This is a genomic window from Georgenia halophila, assembly GCF_039541595.1.
Genome location: NZ_BAABGN010000013.1, coordinates 603763 through 619713, shown reverse-complemented (window position 1 = coordinate 619713; position 15951 = coordinate 603763). Strand labels below are relative to the sequence as shown.

16 protein-coding genes are annotated in these 15951 nt (G+C 73.0%); 5 read left to right on the top strand and 11 right to left on the bottom strand.

Going from position 1 to position 15951, the window contains the following annotated elements:
- Positions 1-69: 69 nt before the first annotated feature.
- Positions 70-2757 carry an ATP-binding protein gene (locus ABD907_RS18995; protein ID WP_345218475.1) on the bottom strand — a complete coding sequence of 896 codons (2688 nt, stop codon included), beginning with the start codon at positions 2755-2757 and terminating at the stop codon, positions 70-72.
- Positions 2754-3800 carry a cyclic nucleotide-binding domain-containing protein gene (locus tag ABD907_RS18990; RefSeq protein ID WP_345218473.1) on the bottom strand — a complete coding sequence of 349 codons (1047 nt, stop codon included), beginning with the start codon at positions 3798-3800 and terminating at the stop codon, positions 2754-2756. The genes ABD907_RS18995 and ABD907_RS18990 overlap by 4 nt, the downstream gene beginning before the upstream one ends.
- 162 nt (positions 3801-3962) lie before the next feature.
- Here ABD907_RS18990 and ABD907_RS18985 point away from each other — a divergent pair, with 162 nt between their 5' ends.
- Complete coding sequence (locus tag ABD907_RS18985) at positions 3963-4142, top strand: hypothetical protein (protein WP_345218471.1); 180 nt, start codon at positions 3963-3965, stop codon at positions 4140-4142.
- Between the two features lie 16 nt (positions 4143-4158).
- Here ABD907_RS18985 and add read toward each other — a convergent pair whose 3' ends face one another.
- Positions 4159-5160 (bottom strand): adenosine deaminase, encoded by a 1002-nt coding sequence (add, locus tag ABD907_RS18980; protein WP_345218468.1) that lies wholly within the window; start codon positions 5158-5160, stop codon positions 4159-4161.
- A gap of 78 nt (positions 5161-5238) precedes the next feature.
- Here add and ABD907_RS18975 point away from each other — a divergent pair, with 78 nt between their 5' ends.
- A complete protein-coding gene (locus ABD907_RS18975) occupies positions 5239-6348 on the top strand; it encodes an NAD(P)/FAD-dependent oxidoreductase (protein ID WP_345218467.1) in 1110 nt (369 codons plus the stop codon).
- 72 nt (positions 6349-6420) lie between these two features.
- Here ABD907_RS18975 and ABD907_RS18970 read toward each other — a convergent pair whose 3' ends face one another.
- From ABD907_RS18970 to ABD907_RS18935, 8 genes are all read right to left on the bottom strand, one after another.
- On the bottom strand, positions 6421-7392 hold the full coding sequence (locus ABD907_RS18970; protein WP_345218465.1) for an aldo/keto reductase: 972 nt from the start codon (positions 7390-7392) through the stop codon (positions 6421-6423).
- An 80-nt stretch (positions 7393-7472) separates the two neighbouring features.
- On the bottom strand, positions 7473-7727 hold the full coding sequence (locus tag ABD907_RS18965; protein ID WP_345218463.1) for an SRPBCC family protein: 255 nt from the start codon (positions 7725-7727) through the stop codon (positions 7473-7475).
- Positions 7724-8107 (bottom strand): ArsR/SmtB family transcription factor, encoded by a 384-nt coding sequence (locus ABD907_RS18960; protein WP_345218462.1) that lies wholly within the window; start codon positions 8105-8107, stop codon positions 7724-7726. Before ABD907_RS18960 ends, ABD907_RS18965 begins: the two co-directional genes overlap by 4 nt.
- 74 nt (positions 8108-8181) lie before the next feature.
- Positions 8182-8964 (bottom strand): MBL fold metallo-hydrolase, encoded by a 783-nt coding sequence (locus ABD907_RS18955; protein WP_345218460.1) that lies wholly within the window; start codon positions 8962-8964, stop codon positions 8182-8184.
- Complete coding sequence (locus tag ABD907_RS18950; protein ID WP_345218458.1) at positions 8961-10481, bottom strand: molybdopterin-dependent oxidoreductase; 1521 nt, start codon at positions 10479-10481, stop codon at positions 8961-8963. Before ABD907_RS18950 ends, ABD907_RS18955 begins: the two co-directional genes overlap by 4 nt.
- A 157-nt stretch (positions 10482-10638) precedes the next feature.
- Positions 10639-11241 carry a TOPRIM nucleotidyl transferase/hydrolase domain-containing protein gene (locus ABD907_RS18945; protein WP_345218456.1) on the bottom strand — a complete coding sequence of 201 codons (603 nt, stop codon included), beginning with the start codon at positions 11239-11241 and terminating at the stop codon, positions 10639-10641.
- A gap of 111 nt (positions 11242-11352) precedes the next feature.
- Positions 11353-11637 (bottom strand): SHOCT domain-containing protein, encoded by a 285-nt coding sequence (locus tag ABD907_RS18940; RefSeq protein WP_345218454.1) that lies wholly within the window; start codon positions 11635-11637, stop codon positions 11353-11355.
- Between the two features lie 36 nt (positions 11638-11673).
- A complete protein-coding gene (locus tag ABD907_RS18935; RefSeq protein WP_345218452.1) occupies positions 11674-12327 on the bottom strand; it encodes a hypothetical protein in 654 nt (217 codons plus the stop codon).
- Between the two features lie 102 nt (positions 12328-12429).
- Between ABD907_RS18935 and ABD907_RS18930 the strand changes: the two genes are divergently transcribed.
- Genes ABD907_RS18930 through ABD907_RS18920 form a run of 3 tightly spaced genes read left to right on the top strand, consistent with a single transcriptional unit; the run spans position 12430 to position 15830 of the window.
- Positions 12430-13989 (top strand): FAD-dependent monooxygenase, encoded by a 1560-nt coding sequence (locus ABD907_RS18930; RefSeq protein ID WP_345218450.1) that lies wholly within the window; start codon positions 12430-12432, stop codon positions 13987-13989.
- Positions 13990-14046: 57 nt separating this feature from the next.
- Positions 14047-15174, top strand: a complete 1128-nt coding sequence (locus tag ABD907_RS18925; protein ID WP_345218447.1) for a sensor histidine kinase — start codon at positions 14047-14049, stop codon at positions 15172-15174.
- Positions 15171-15830 carry a response regulator gene (locus ABD907_RS18920; RefSeq protein ID WP_345218446.1) on the top strand — a complete coding sequence of 220 codons (660 nt, stop codon included), beginning with the start codon at positions 15171-15173 and terminating at the stop codon, positions 15828-15830. The genes ABD907_RS18925 and ABD907_RS18920 overlap by 4 nt, the downstream gene beginning before the upstream one ends.
- The last annotated feature ends 121 nt before the right edge of the window (positions 15831-15951 follow it).

Below are 15951 nucleotides of genomic sequence, written 5' to 3'. Positions count from 1 at the left end.
GCGTGGGTCTGCTCGACATCGCCGGTGGTGCCGTCGGTCTCGGACGACGTCGTCATGGAGGCTCCGGAATCACGAGGGGCAGGGGTTCGATGATGCCACGGTGTCGATGCCCGTAGGCGCCCGCTCCGTCGCCTCACCGAGGGCAGCGTCGGCGTCCAGCAGCGCGCCGTCCGCCTCGTCCGCCGCCCATCGCAGCGGGTCGGACGCGGCACGGACCGGTGCGATCTGGGCCTCGAGGTAGACACGGTCCGGCTCGGTGATGGCGAGCTCCGCGCGCCGGCGCAGAGCTCGTGCCGCGCCGAGGAGCCGGGCGGCGCGGCGAGCCTGACCGCGCCGCGCGGCGATCGCGCAGGCGATCTCGAGGACGTCGACTACCAGCTCGTCGTCACCCAGCCCCAGGACCACCGAGCCTTGCTCGACGAGGCATTGCTCGGACGCGTCGAGGTGACCGGCCCGGAGGTACGTGGTGGCGATGTTGATATGGCCGGCCGTGATGCCCCACGCGTCACCGAGTCCCCGATCGAGCTCGAGACTCTCGCGGAACAGCGGAAGGGCGGCATCGTGGTTGCCGGCGTCGAGCTCGAGTGCGGCAAGGTTCGACACAGCTGTGGCCAGCGGACGCGTCATACCCGTGGCTCGAGCAGTGTCCGCTGCCTCGGTCCACAGGGCGCGGGCGCCCTCGGGGTCACCGAGTGCCCGGTGCGCACCTCCCAGGGCGTTGAGGGACCGGGCGACCCCGCGGGCATCCCCGCGTCGGCGGTGGTGGGCCAGAGTCCGCGTCAACAGCTCGCGGCTCCGGTCGGCGTCGCCGGTCTGCAGGGTGAGCACGGCCAAGCCATGGAGCACGTCCATGTGCTCGTCGGTGTCTCCCTCGGCGGCCGCGGCCGCAACGGAGAGCCACCTGCGTCCCTCGGTCCGGTGTCCGCAGCCATACCAGAACCAGGCGAGCTGCTGGCACAGCCGGAGTCCGGTCCGGATGTCGGCCGGTCGGTCGAGCCCGTCGGTGCCGAAGCACCACGTCAGGGCGCCGCGCAGGTTCGGCCCCGCGGCGACGAGCCGGTCGCGTCCCAGGAGGTGTGCCGACGAGCGCAGCTGCGGCCCGGCCGACTCGGCAAGGTCGAGGTAGTGGCCGGCGTGGCGTCGCCGGGTGTCGTGCTCTTCGCCCTCCTCCGCGAGTCGCTCACGACCGAACGCCGCCACGGTGCGCAGCACCCGCAGCCGCGGCTCTCCGTCCGGCGCTTCGCGCACCATGACGAGGCTGGCGTCGATCAGCTCCGCGATCAGATCCAGGGGCTCCGCGTCGTCGTCCAGGACGGCGGCAGCCGCCTCGAGGTCAAACTCACCGTCGAAGACGCCTAGCTGGCGGAAGGCACGCCGCACGGGTGGTGGCAGCAGGTCATAGCTCCACGCGATGGCGGCCCGCAGCGTGCGCTGCCGGTCCGGCACGCCGACAGCGGACGTCACCATCTCGAGACAGCGGCCGACCCGGGCGCGCATGGCTCGCGGACCGAACATCTTGGCGGCCGCGGCCACGAGCTCGATGGCGAGCGGCACTCCGTCGAGCTGGCGGCACACGGCCACCACGTCCGCGACGTTGTGATCGTCCAGCACGAACGTCGGCCGGACCAGCCGCGCGCGCTGGACGAAAAGATCGACGGCCGGGGCGAGCGACACGTCCGGCAGGCTCGCGCCCTCCGGAACCTCCAGAGGCGACAACGGGAACTCCTGCTCCCCGGTGATGTGGAGAGGTCGCCGGGACGTCGTGAGCACCCGCACGCTCGGGCCTGCCCGCACCAGCTGGTCGACGACGTCGGCCGCACCGTGGAGGTGCTCGAGGTTGTCGAGGAGCAGCAGGAGGTCACGCGTGGCCAGGTCCTCGAGTAGCTGCGCAGGATCGTCCAGCTGCTCCGCCATCCCGAGGGTCTCGGCCAGCGTGGACCACATGACGTCCGGCGACCGGATGGGCGCCAGCGGCACGAAGTGCACCCCGTCCCGGAACGCTCCGTCGAGATCCGTCGCGACCGCGGCCGCGAGACGGGTCTTTCCGACGCCGCCCGGCCCGGTGACGCTGACGAGTCGGCACCCCTGCTCGGTCAGGAAACCTTCGAGCGCACGGCGTTCGACGTCGCGACCGACCAGCGTGGTCGAGAACTGCGGGACGCTCGAGCCGCGACCGAGAGTCCGCGGAGGCGGGAAATCGGCGTCGAGCCCGTCGGCGAGCAGCTGGTACAGGCGGGTCGTGCCGGGCAGGTCCCGGAGCCGGTGCTCGCCGAGATCCTTCGCGCCGGTCCCGGGGACGTCACCGGCGAGCCGGCGGGTCGCCTCGGTGAGAAGGATCTGCCCGCCGTGCGCCGCGGCGGCGACCCGGGCCGCGCGGTGGACGTCCAGGCCGACGTAGCCGTCCTCGTGTCGACGTGGCTCACCGGTGTGCAGGCCGGTCCGGATCCGGACGGCCGCATCGCCCGGCCAACTGACCTCGGCGATGGCGCGTTGTGCCGTCAGGGCGGCGGCGACCGCCTCCTGAGCTCTGGAGAACGCGACGAAGAAGCTGTCACCCTCGGTCCCGAGCTCGTGCCCGCCGTGCCGCACGAAGGCATCGCGCTGGATCCGGCGCTGGAGCGTGACGACCTCGGCATACCGGTCGCCGAGACGCCTCAGCAGGGCTGTGGAGCCTTCCATGTCCGAGAAGAGCATGGTCACGGTGCCGTCGGGCAGCGCCCTGTAGTCGTGGGACGGTCCCGCCCGTGGCTCCGTCACGCCGGCCCGTCCTCGCGGTGGTGCAGCTCGGCGACGGCGCGCAGCTTGTCGAGGTCGACCGTGCCAGCGGCTGCGACAGCGAGCCTGACCGGAGTGGACGCCCGGACCGTCGAGGTGCGCAGGCCCCCTTCGAGCAGGGCCCGCTCCCCCAGGACGGCTCCCGGTCCGACCCGCCCGACGGTGCGGTCGTCGACATCGACGTCCAGCACCCCGTCCAAGACCAGGTAGAGGTCCTCGCCCGGTTCCCCCTGGACGGTCACCGTGGTGCCGGTCGGCAACCGGCGGATCTCCGGGCGCGTGCCGGCCCGCATGATGGTCGCCGAAAGCTCGCGCTCCAGGGCCGACTCGGCCTCGACGACGAGCGCCTCGGAGTCCTGGGCGCCCCAGGGCGTCCGCGCGCCGAAGGAGTGCGCCAGCCAGCGCTCGAGGTCGGTCAGGCCGCTCTTGAGGACGAGGTGGCCGTCCGGGCCGTACACCCAGTGTCTGGGGAAGGAGCTCGCGCCCGGCATGGCGATCTCCGCACTGCCGTTGGCGCGCAGCGTCAACGTCAACGTCGTCCACGCGATGGGTGCCTGCCACAGGAAGTACGGCGCGTGCGGCACCGGGCGGGGCAGCGGCACACCGGTCCGGCAGCCCACTGTCTGGGTGAACCGCACTGCCCCGGCGCGCTGATCGACGACGGGCTCGTGCCGCAGCACCGGCAGGGAGTACGCCGCGAAGGTCGCCCCAACGCCGGCGAGCCGGACCGTCGTCGCGCCGAGGATGATGTCGGAATCGGGCGTGTAGCCCGACTCGGTCGGATTGCCGTCGTCGTCGAATTCCGCCCATGCCTGCAGGTGGTTGACGAAACGGAACCGGTCCTCGGCGCGCAGACCGTGGACTGCGCCCAAGCCGGCCACGGTGTCGTCGGGCGGCGTGTCGTAGTGCGAGAGCCCCACATCGAAGCCCGCCTTGAGCCAGCCACGGACGGACTCTGAGGGGATCCAGGACAGCGACAGTGCCGCGGACTCGACGCGCATGGGGACCTCCGGTGGTGTGGACACCGAACAAGGCTCATTCAACACCTCCGCCCGGGCGGGCAGGCGCCGTTCTGTCAGCAATGTTCGAGCGGACTTGCGTCGGCAAAGACCCATGCAGAAAACGCCCGCGAACCGTTGGGCTCGCCGCTAGCCTGCCCTCACAGGGGAAAGCGGACAGGAGTTCCCATGCAGCTCACGATCAGTTCCGAGGACCCGCTCGAGCAGGTCCTGCGCGCTGTCGGTGCCATGTACGGCGTAGATCTCGTTCCCGTCGAAGACGTCGACGCTTCACCGGGTGAACATTCCGGCGCTCCCCCGGGCAAGGGCAAGGACGGCGAGCGCACGGTCAAGATCCGTTACGACTGACGGCTGTCCGGGACTGTCACATCAATGAGCCCGACGACGACCGCCAGGCGTCGACCTCGGCGCGCAGCTCGTTGCGTCGGGCGTCGTCGACCCAGGCGGACTCGACGGCGTTGCGGGCCAGTGCCCTCAGGTGGTGCGGCCCCAGGTCGAGCGCCTCGGTGGTCCGGTCGACGACCTCGTCGAGGTAGGCGCCGAAGTAGGCCGGGTCGTCCGAGTTGATGGTGACGACGAGGCCGGCGTCGAGCATCCGGCGCAGCGGGTGATCGGCGAGCGTCTCCACGCCCTTGAGGCGGACGTTGGACACCGGGCAGACCGTGAGCGGGACCCGCTCGTCGACGAGCCGCCGGACGAGGTCCGGGTCCTCCATCGCCCGCACGCCGTGGTCGACCCGCTCGACCCGGAGGATGTCGAGGACGTCGGCGACGTTCTGCGCGGGCCCCTCCTCGCCGGCGTGCGCCGTGCGGCGGAGCCCGTGGGCGCGGGCGAGCTGGAACGCGGGCGCGAAGTCGGCGGCGTGCGCGGTCAGCTCCGTGGAGCACATGCCGATGCCGAGGACCGGCGCGCCGAGGTCGATCACCTCGCGGACGGTCTCCAGCGCCTCCCGGCCGGGCAGGTGGCGCAGGACGGTGACGATGAGTCCGCTGGTCAGGTCGTGCTTCTCGCGGCTGGCGGCCAGGGCACTGGTGACACCGTCGAGAACCTCGGCGGCGCGCAGCCCGCGGCCGGTGTGCGCCTGGAGGTCGAGGAAGACCTCCGCGTGCCGGACGCCGGCCGCGGCCGCCCGGGACAGGTACGCGTCCGTCATCTCGTGGAAGTCCGCACCGGTGCGCAGGACCGCCATGTTGGCGTTGTACAGCTCGAGGAAGGACTGCAGGTCCGCGAACGCGAAGCGCGAGCGCAGGTCGTCGACGTCCGCGTACGGCAGGTCGACGCCGTTGCGCTCGGCAAGCGAGAAGACGAGCTCCGGTTCCAGGGTTCCCTCGAGATGGAGGTGCAGCTCGACGACAGGCATCTGCATGCCGTCCAGTATGGCCGCGCGCGGCGACACGGGACGCCGGGCGTCCACAGGCGCCGCCTCGCCATGACAATGGGAGCCATGGCTGCCTCCCCCGTCTCGTCCGTGATCGTCGTCGGCGCCGGGATCGCCGGTGCCTCCACCGCATTCGCGCTGGCCTCGCGCGGCGTCGCCGTCACCGTCGTGGACGACGCCGCCACCGGCCAGGCGACGGCCGCCGGTGCCGGCATCGTCGCGCCCTGGATGTCGGCCTCGACCGGCCGGTTCTACGACCTGTACGCGGCGGGCGGCGCCTACTACCCGACCTTGCTGGAACGGCTGGCCGCGACGGGCGTCACGACGGCGGACTACCGCCGGACCGGCGCGCTCGTCGTCCACCCCGACGACGGTGTGCTGGCCGAGGCCGCGGCCCGCATCAGCGAGCGGGTCGCCGCCGCCGGCGACGTCGCGGGCCACGTCGAGCGGCTCGACGGCGCCGACCTGCGCGAGCTGTTCCCGCCGCTGGCGCACGGGCTCGGCGGCTTCCTCCTCACCGGAGGCGGCCGGGTGGACGGCCGCTCGCTGCGGGACGCGCTGCTGACGGCGGCAATCCGTCACGGCGCCCGCCGCATCAAGGGCACCGTACGGCTGAGCACCGTCGGCGGGCGCACCACGGCCGAGGTCGACGCCACCGCGCTGGAGGCCGACGCCGTCGTGGTGACCGCGGGCGCGTGGAGCGCCCGGTTGCTGGCCGCGGTCGGCGCCGACCTGCCGGTGGAGCCGCAGCGCGGGCAGATCACGCACCTGCGGCTCGAGGGCGTCGACACCTCCAGATGGCCGACGGTCAATCCACTCTCGGACCACTACCTCGTGGCGTTCGACGCCGGCCGCGTGGTGGCCGGCGCCACCCGGGAGACCGGAAGCGGCTTCGACCCGCGCGTGACCGCGGCCGGCCAGCATCAGGTACTGCACGACGCGCTGTCGATCGCGCCGGGGCTGGCGGACGCCACGCTCGTCGAGACGCGGGTGGGGCTGCGTCCGCTCGCCGACGACCTGCCCGTGGTCGGCGAGGTCGACGACGGCGTGTGGGTCGCGACCGGCTACGGAGCGGGCGGCCTGACGATGGGGCCGCTGCTCGGTGACGCGCTCGGCCGGGCCGTGCTCGGCGAGGACACGCCGGAGATCTCCGGCCTCGCGCCCCGGCCGACCTGACACGGCGCGTCGACCGGCAAGCCGGATGGGACCGGCGGCCGCGCCGCCCGAGGTGAGCGCGAAGACGACGGGTCAGAGCGAGGACGTCTGCGGCGCGAAGATCTCGTCCAGCGCCTCCTCGTCCTCGGCCGTGGGAGTCCAGGCGGCGGCGTCGGCGTTCTGCCGGACCTGCTCCGGCGTCGTGGCGCCGGCGATGACGCTGGCGACGGCCGGCCGGGAGGCGAGCCAGGAGAACGCGACCTGCAGCTCGGCCACCCCACGCTCGCGGGCGAAGTCGCTGTAGGCGCGGACCTTGCCCATGAGGGCCTCGTTGGCCAGCAGTTCCTTCTTCGAACGGCTCAGGCGGCTCCCCTCCGGGGCGCTGCCCGAGGCGTACTTGCCGGTGAGCAGCCCGTTGGCGAGCGGGAAGAACGGGAGCAGTCCGAGACTGTAGTGCTCCGCCGCCGGGACCACCTCCCGCTCGGCGGACCGCGCGGCGAGGCTGTAGTGGTTCTGCGCGGACACGAACGGGGTGTACCTGCTCCGTTCGGCCACGTGCGCGGCCTCGGCGATCTGCCAGCCGGCGAAGTTCGAGTGCCCGACGTAGCGCACCTTCCCCGCCCGGACGAGGTCGTCGAGCGCGGAGAGGGTCTCCTCGATCGGGGTCTGCGGATCCGGGGCGTGGATCTGGTAGAGGTCGATGTGGTCGGTGCCGAGCCGCCTGAGGGACGCCTCCGCGGCCTTGACGATGTAGCGACGCGAGCCGCGGGCACCGAAGTCGGTGCCGTTGGCGCCGCGGGCGTCCATGCCGAACTTGGTGGCGACGATCGCCTCGTCGCGGCGCCCGCTCAGTGCCTGGCCGAGCAGCGTCTCGCTGAGCCCCGGCTCGCGGCCGTACGTGTCGGCGGTGTCGAACAAGGTGATGCCCGCGTCCAGGGCGGCGTGCACGACGGCGGCCGTGCCGTCGACGCTCTCGGTCACGGTTCCCGGCCGGCCCAGGTTGTTGCACCCGAGCCCGACGGTGGAGACGGTCAGTCCGGAACGGCCAAGTCGTACGTGGTCCATGCGCTCGAGCCTAGGACGCGCTCGCACCGCGCGCCGGGCAGGCCCGCATGCCGGGCCGCAGCTCAGCCATCCGGCTCAGCTCAGACGAGCTCGGTGAAGTACCCCGACATGGCCGGGTAGTAGTCGTCGAACTGCACGTCCTCGATCGGCTCGCCGCCGAGGTTCGCGGCCAAGCGGTCCAGGTAGTACTCCCAACCGGGACCGACGCTCGGGAGCACCTCGGGATCGGTGAGCTCCTGGACGAACTCGAGGTGCGTACCGTCCCCGTCCTCGGCGAGGGTGATCGCGAACGACCAGGAGTCGCCGCCGGTGGTGGCGGTCGGTCGTGGGCTCATGCGGTGCTCTCTCCTTCGCTCCTGCTCTGCTCGGCCCCCGGACGCCGTGCCGCGGCGGGCCGGCGGTCCCGCACTACTCGACGTACCTCGAGATCGAGGGCGTCGAGGGCGTGCTCGGGCACGGGCGGTGCCGCCCGGAAGCGGTCGGCCCAGTCCGTGACGGCGTCGAGGGCCTCGGCGCGCAGGACGTACCAACGCTCCCTCCCCCGGTCCTCGGCGCTGACCAGACCGGCGTCGGCGAGAATCCGGAGGTGCTTGCTGATCGCCGGCCGCGAGATCTCCTGCGAGGCCGTCAGGTCGACGACGCGCCTCGGTTCGCCGGCGAGCTGCTCGATGAGCGCGCGGCGGACCGGGTCGGCCACGGCTCGGAACACGTCCACCCGCAAATGGTAACCGTTGCGTTACCAATTGGCGAGCAGCGCACCGGCCGAACCTGTCCGACGGCGGCGCCGGGTCAGCCGGGATGGATGCCGAGGTAGTCGAGCTGGGCCCGGACGCTGTGCGCGGCGGCCCACCGGCGGTCCGCGGCGATGGGGCCGTACACGGCGTCCACGAGCCCCTCGATGCCGACCGCCCCGGCCTGGACGGCGGCTCGGATCTCCTCGAGCCGAGAGGTCCGGTGCTCCTGCAGACCCGTCAGGAACTCGTCCGGGTCGTCGACGGCGGGTCCGTGCCCGGGCGCGAGGCGCTCGACGGCTCCGTCACCGACCAGCGCGCGAAGTGCCGACAGCGAGCGCAGGTAGTCGCCGAGGTCGCCGTCGCCGGCGATGACGGTGGTGCCGCGGCCGAGGACGGTGTCGCCCGTCAGGAGCAGCCGGTCGGCCGCGACGAGGAACGAGACGGAGTCCGAGGTGTGCCCGGGTGTCGCGACCACCTCGACGGCGAGACCACCGACGGCGATCCGCTCGCCGTCGCGGAAGGCGTCCCCGTGCCCGCCGCCGCGCACGGGTGCCCCGCTGGCCTCGACCAGGCGTGCCACGCCGGCGGTGTGGTCGCGGTGGTGGTGCGTCAGCAGGACCTGGGTGACCCGGCCGCCCTCGGCGGTCGCCGCCTCGAGGACGGCGGCGAGGTGTCCGTCGTCGTCCGGCCCGGGGTCCACGACGGCAACGTCCGTGCTGCCCGGCTCGCGCAGCACCCAGGTGTTCGTGCCCTCCAGGGTCATCACGCCCGGGTTGGGGGCGAGGAGGCAGGTGGCGCGCTCGGTCAGCGGGCCCGACGTCCACGGATCGGTGGTCACGCGACGTCCACCTCGATCCGGTGCAGCCCGGTGGCGCCGTCGGGCACGGTGCCCTGGACCTCGGAGGTCTGCACCTCGCCGTCGTGGTTGGTCGCGCGGACCTCGAGGGTGTGCGAGCCGGGAGCGGCGTCCCAGCGGTAGACCCACTGGCGCCAGGTGTCGACGGTGACCTCGTCGGCGAGCTCGGCGGGCTGCCAATCTCCGCCGTCGACCCGGACCTCCACGGCCGCGATGCCGACGTGCTGGTCCCAGGCCACGCCGGCGACGATCACCTCGCCGGCATCCCGGGTGCGACCGGCGCGGGGGACGTCGATCCGGGAGGAGATCTTCACGGGGCCGCGCGGTGCCCAGCCGCGCTCGGTCCAGTAGGCGGTCTGGTCCTCGAAGCGGGTGACCTCGAGCTCGGACAGCCACTTGGTGGCTGAGACGTAGCCGTACAGACCGGGCACGACGACGCGGACCGGGTATCCGTGCTCGGGCGGGAGGTCGCTGCCGTTCATGCCGACGGCGAGCAGCGCGTCCCGGTCGTCCATGAGGACCTGGAGGGGTGTCGAGGCGCTGAAGCCGTCGACGCTGCGTGAGAGCACCATGTCAGCATCCTCGCGCACGCCGGCCCGTTCGAGAACGGTGCGCACGGGAAGGCCGAGCCAGAGGGCGTTGCCGATGAGATCACCGCCGACCTGGTTCGAGACGCAGCACAGGGTCACCCAGGACTCGACGAGGTCCTCGGCGAGGAGGTCGTCGAGTGTCAGGACGACCTCCTGCTCGACCATGCCGTGCACCCGCAGCGTCCACTCCTCGGGGTCCACACGCGGCACCACGAAGGCGGTGTCGATGCGGTAGAAGGTCTCGTTCGGCGTCCGGAAGGGCGCCAGCCCCTGGATGTCCAGGTCTGCGCCCGCCGGGAGGGTTGGGGCCGGCGTCGCGGGGGCGGGCAGGTCCAGCGGCGGTGCGCTGACCGGGCGGGCGCCGCCGGAGAACCGTGCGACCGTCCCACCGACGACGGCGAGCCCGCTGACCGTGCCGGCACCGAGCAGGAGGCGGCGGCGGTCGAGGACCTTCCGGTCGGCCATCGCACGCTCGGGGTCGACGGGCCTGGCCGGCGCGAGGAGACCCATGAGGGCGAGCGCGCCGGCCACGGCGGAGGCCAGCACGGGCCAGGTGGCCACGACTCCGCCGTCGGGGCGCGTGAGGGTGGCGCCGGCCGCGATGACGGCGAGCACGGCGAGGACCGCGGCGCCGCGACCGCGTGCGGCCCGTTCGGACAGGCCGGCCGCCACGGCGAGCGCGCCCATGACGACGGTGATCCCGATCCCGAGGGCGAGCTTGTCCGCGGTGCCGAACAGGTCGATCGCCAGGTCCTTGAGCCACGGCGGGGTCCGGTCGATGAACGCCTCGGCGACGGCCTCGACCGGTCCGGGCCCCGTCCCGCCGAGGTAGGCGACCAGCTCGGCGAGGCCCACGGAGGCCCCCGTGACGCCGAGACCGACGCGCGCCGCACCTCTGCTTGAAGCCATGTCTCGAGCGTACGGAGCCGAGGGCCCCGGAAGCGCCCTTCAGAGCGATCCGTAAGAAGTCCGTCATCCCAGGCGGAGCGGTCTCGGGGCCCTGCTTGGCATTCGGCGGGCGCTCGGCGGGTGCGCGGCGGGCGCTCGGCCGGCGCCCGGGGACGGCTCAGGCGCGGGCCAGCACGGCGCGGAGCGGCTCTGGTGCCCGCGCCGGCCCGGCCGCCTCGACGAGGCGGCGGGCGTAGGCCTCCTTGCGGCCGCTCGTGGTGCCGAGGAAGCGATGCAGCTGCTGGGTGACCGGCTGCTCGCGGTGTGCGGGCTGGCGCTGGAAGCGACGAAAGCGGGCGAGGTCCTGGTGCCGCTCGAGCACCTCTTCGACGGCGTCGGGCCCGAGGGCCCGGATGAGCTCGTCCTCGAGGTCGCGGACGCAGACGAAGAACCCGGCACGCTCCGTCTCGGCGCGGGTGGTGACGGTGGCGATCCCCGCCGCGGCGAGCGCCCGGTGCACGAACGGCACCTCGCGGGTGTCGCACAGCCCCACCACGGGGAGGTCGAGGCCGCGCGGTCCCAGCCGGAGGAGGAACCGGCCGACGCTGGTCGCCCCGCCCATGGGCACGATGGCGACACCGTCCGCGTCGAGGTCGCGCCCCTGGCAGATCGCCAGTGCCGCGAGGGCCGCCGCGTCGCTCGCGCCCTCGACGAGCACGACGGCTCGCGCACCGTCGATCAGTCCCGACGGTGCGAGTCCGGGTGCGGGGTGGACGTCCACAACGGGACCGACGATACGGCCAGCCGGGCGATGGACGCGATGATCGCTACCCGGAGAGCAGCACTCCCGCCGTCTTGGCGGCCGCCGCGGCACCGGTAGGGCACCTGCGGGTCAGTCGTTGCGCTCGCTCAGGCTTCGCAGGCCCGTCATGCGCCGGCGGTACTCCTCCTCGTCGATCTCTCCGGCGGCGTAGCGCTCCGCGAGACGGGCCTCGCCGGCACGCCGGCCGGCCAGCCGGTGACGGCGCCGGCTGCCGAGGACGACGGCGGTGATGCCGCCGGCGATGATGAGGAACCAGGCGATGGGGAACACGATCCACCAGCCCGGTCCCCCGGCGCCGGCGTGGTGGCCCCACCCTTCGGCGAGCACCGGGGCTGCCTGCAACATCTCGTTCATGGCGTTCTCCTTCGTCGTGCTTGTGGTGATCTCCGGTCACGTCCGGACGGGTCGCCGGCTCGTGCTTCCAGGCTGTTCCGCCCGGGCGCGTGGGTCGTCAGCACGTCGCTGATCTTTGGGCGCGTCCCGGGACGCAGCCGGTCCGCTGGTCCGTGCGCCGCCGGGCGTAGCGCGGTTGCGCCCGGTGCGGCCCCAGGGTTTGACGACCGACAGGACCATCGCGGCGAGGACGGCCGTGGTCGAGACGATGGGTGGGAAGATCAGCTGCCCGACGGCGAGGTCCGGCGCGCCACCGGCAAGGAAGTCACCGCCCCGGTCCGCCGCGTCGACGACGCCGGGCCGCAGGGCCACCACGGTCAGCGTCGTGAGCACGAGCGTGAGGACGAGCTTGGTCGCGACCCACCAGTACCGCAGGACGCCGTACTTACTTCCCAGGCCCAGCAGCACGCCGCTGATCAGCGTCAGCAACGCCACCGTGACCAGCGGTACAAGAGCGAACATCTCCAGGGCCCGGAACGCCACCGCTCGGGTCTGCAAGGACTCGGTCGTCGCGGCGGTGAGCACGAGCGCCCCCATGACGACGTCCATCCCGAGCCACGATCCGGCCGCGGCGATGTGCGTGATGAGCACGGCACGGCGCGAGCGCTTCCCCAGCCGCCGAGGTCGGCGTGCCGTCGCGAGCTGTTCCATGACGATCCTCCTTCCGTCCGGAGCAGCGTCGCCACCGCTGCTCCGATCGTCGTCACACGTGTCGCGTACCCCCGAGTACGTCAGCGGACGTACTGTGACGCCATGGAGACGGACGTCCTCGTCGTCGGAGCCGGACCCACCGGGCTGATGCTGTCGGCGTGGCTCACCCGTCTCGGCGTGGCGCACGAGCTGGTCGACGGCAAGGCCGAGCCGACCCGGCAGTCCCGGGCGTTGGGCGTGCACTCGCGCTCGATGGAGATCTACGCGCAGCTGGGGATGATCGACCCGGTGCGTGACCGCGTCACCTGGGCGCCGCGGGTCCGTCCCGGCTGGGAGTCCCGCGCCGCAGCCGGTGGCCTGCCGCTCGGCCGGCTCGGCAGCCGGCAGACGCCCTACCCGGGCGTGCACATCCTGGAGCAGTCGGTCAACGAGCGGCTGCTGCTGGCGCATCTGGAGTCTCTCGGCGGTCAGGTCAGCTGGCGGCACAGACTTGAGACGCTCACCGACCACGGCACCCACGTCGAGGCCGGGCTGGAGGGCCCCGACGGGCAGCGCACCGTCACGGCCCGCTGGTGCGTCGGCGCCGACGGTGCCGGCTCCCGCGTGCGCACGCTCAGCGGAATCGGCTTCGGCGGCGTGACCAACCCGCAGACGTTCTGGCTCGCCGACGCCCGCGGGGTGCGTGGCACCACCGAGGGCGCCATCAACATCCGAGCCGGCTCGGACCGGTTCCTGATCACCTTCCCGATGCCCGGACGGGGGCACCACCGCATCATCGGCATGGTCTCCGACACCCGGGGCGACGGGCCGGGCGGCGACGGGAGCGAGATCGCCGAGGACGACGTCCGGGGCCCGACGGCACGTCAGTTCGGCGTCGAGTACGACGTCGCCGACTGGTTCACCACGTACCGCATCCACCACCGGGTGGCCGAGCGCTTCCGGTCCGGGCGCGTGCTCCTGGCCGGCGACGCCGCCCACGTGCACTCACCGGTGGGTGCACAAGGCATGAACACCGGGCTGCAGGACGCCCACAACCTGGCCTTCAAGCTGGCCGACGTGGTGGCGGGCCGGGCGCACGAGCGACTGATGGACCGGTATGCCGCGGAGCGCGTTCCGGTCGCGCACCGCCTGGTCGGCACCACCGACCGGATCTTCCGGGCCGTGATCAGCCCCGCACCTGCAGCCGTGCGCGTGCGCCGGTTCGTGGTGCCCACCCTCGTCCCGCTGATCGGTGCCCTGCTGCCGCTGTTGCCGGGCAGCGAGCGGATCGCGCAGTACATCGGGCAGACCCGCATCCACTACTGGATGAGCGGAGCCGACCGCCGCCGCGGCAAGCGCGGCAAGGTCGTCGGTCGACGGCTGCCGTGGACCGGCGCCAACCACGACTGCCTCACCGCCGCCACGTGGCAGGTCCACGCCTACGGATCCCCGCTGCCGCCGCTGGAGGGCCTGCCCGTGCTGGTCGAGCAGACGCACCGGTTCGATCCGAGGCACGAGCTCGGGCTGACGCCGGAGCGCTGGCTGCTCGTCCGGCCCGACGGCTTCGTCGCCGCCGCGGCGGTCCCCGAGGAAGCAGGAACAGTCTTCGCCGAGGTGCTGCGCGAGCACGGTTACCACGACGAAGTCCTGGTGGCGCAAGGGTCCGTACGCAGTCGGACGTAGTCGGGAAGTCGACACCGGATGGACGCGCCGAGGTCGCCGGCGGCCCACAGTGGCCCCGTGAGCACGACGGGTGGGCGGCGCTGGGGAGCCACGGACGTGCTGCCCGCCGTCGTGCTGCTGCTCGTCGCCGTGCCCGGCACGTTCGGCGCCGGCCGGTTCGGTCCGGACAGCGGGCGACCGTCCGACGCGCTCGCGCTGATGCTCGTCGGAGCCGCCGCGGTGGCGTTGCTGTGGCGCCGGCGTCTGTCCCTGGTCGTGCTGGGCGTCGTCTCGGTCCTGACGTCGGCGTACCTGATCCTCGGGTACCCGTTCGGGCCGATCCTGCTCGCCTACATGGCTGCCGTGTACTCGGTGGCGCGGCACCAGCCGCTGCGGCGGGCGGTGCCCGCCGCCGTCGTCTCGCTCGTGGTGGTGCTCGCCCATGTGATCGTCGGCGACGGGCAGGAGCCCGGCCGCGCCGGCCTGGTGGCGGGCTCCGCATGGGCGGTCGTTCCCTTCGCCATCGGTGTGACCGTCCGCAACTCCGCCGAGGCCGCCGACCGGGCCCACGCGGCGGCGGTTCGGCAGGGCGTGGACTCCGAGCGCCTGCGCGTCGCCCAGGAGGTGCACGACGTCGTCGGGCACGGCCTCGCCGCGATCAAGATGCAGGCCGACGTGGCCCTGCACCTGATGGACCGCGACCCCGCGCAGGCGAACCGGGCGCTGCACGCGATCAGTGAGTCGAGCGGTGAGGCGCTGCGGGACCTGCGCGGCACGCTGGCCGCCGTGCGGGGCGGTGCCGACGCTCCTCGCGAACCCGGACCCGGCCTGGACCGGCTCGGTGAGCTGTGCGAACGGATGGAGGCCTCCGGGCTGATCGTGACGCTCACCGTGCCGGAGCGTCCGCCGCGGGTCGCGGGACCGGTCGACGTCGCCGCGTACCGGGTGGTGCAGGAGTCGCTGACGAACGTCCTCAAGCACGCCCGGGAGCGGGTGGCGCACGTGAACGTCGGGCACCGCGACGGCCACCTCCTCGTCAGGGTCTCCAGCCCCGTGCCGCCGGACGCCCCGACCGAGATCACGCCCGGTCTGGGTATCCCGGGCATGCGGGAACGGGTCACCGCGCTCGGCGGAGCCTTCCGGGCAGGAGCGGCGCACGGCATGTTCGAGGTCGAGGCCGTGATCCCGACAGGAGAGCTTCCATGACCGACCCGATCACCGTCCTGGTGGCAGACGACCAGGACCTCGTCCGGGTCGGGCTGCGCGCCCTGATCGACAGCGAGGACGACCTCGACCTCGTCGGCGAGGCCGCCGACGGCGTGGCTGCCGTCGCCGAGACCTCCCGGCTGCACCCGGACGTGGTGCTCATGGACATCCGCATGCCCGGCATCGACGGGCTCGAGGCCACCCGCCGCATCTGCAAGGACCCCGACGTGGGCGGAACGCGCGTGGTCGTGCTGACCACGTTCGAGATCGACTCCTACGTCTTCGAGGCGCTGCGGCACGGCGCCAGCGGCTTCCTGCTCAAGGACACCAGCCCGCCGGACCTGCTGGAGGCCATCCGGCTCGTGGCCGCCGGCGAGGCGCTCCTGTCCCCGTCCGTCACGCGCAAGGTGGTCGAGGAGTTCGCCGCGCACACCGGCCGGCCGACGACGCCGCACCCGTACCTGCACACCCTCACCGACCGCGAGCGCGAGGTGGTGACGCTGGTGGCGCAGGGGCTGAGCAACCAGGAGATCGCCGATCGGCTCTTCGTCTCCCCCGCCACCTCCCGCACGCACGTCTCGCGCGCCATGATCAAGCTCGGGGCACGGGACCGGGCCCAGCTGGTGGTCTTCGCCTACCAGTCGGGCCTGGCCTAGCGAGCTGTCCGGGACGCCCATGTCCCGAGCCCCCGGACACCCGCCCGGAGACTCGTCTCGCGGGTTCGAGAGGTCCAGGCCCGCTGAGAGGGAGGATATGGCTGCTGTCCACCGCCTTTTC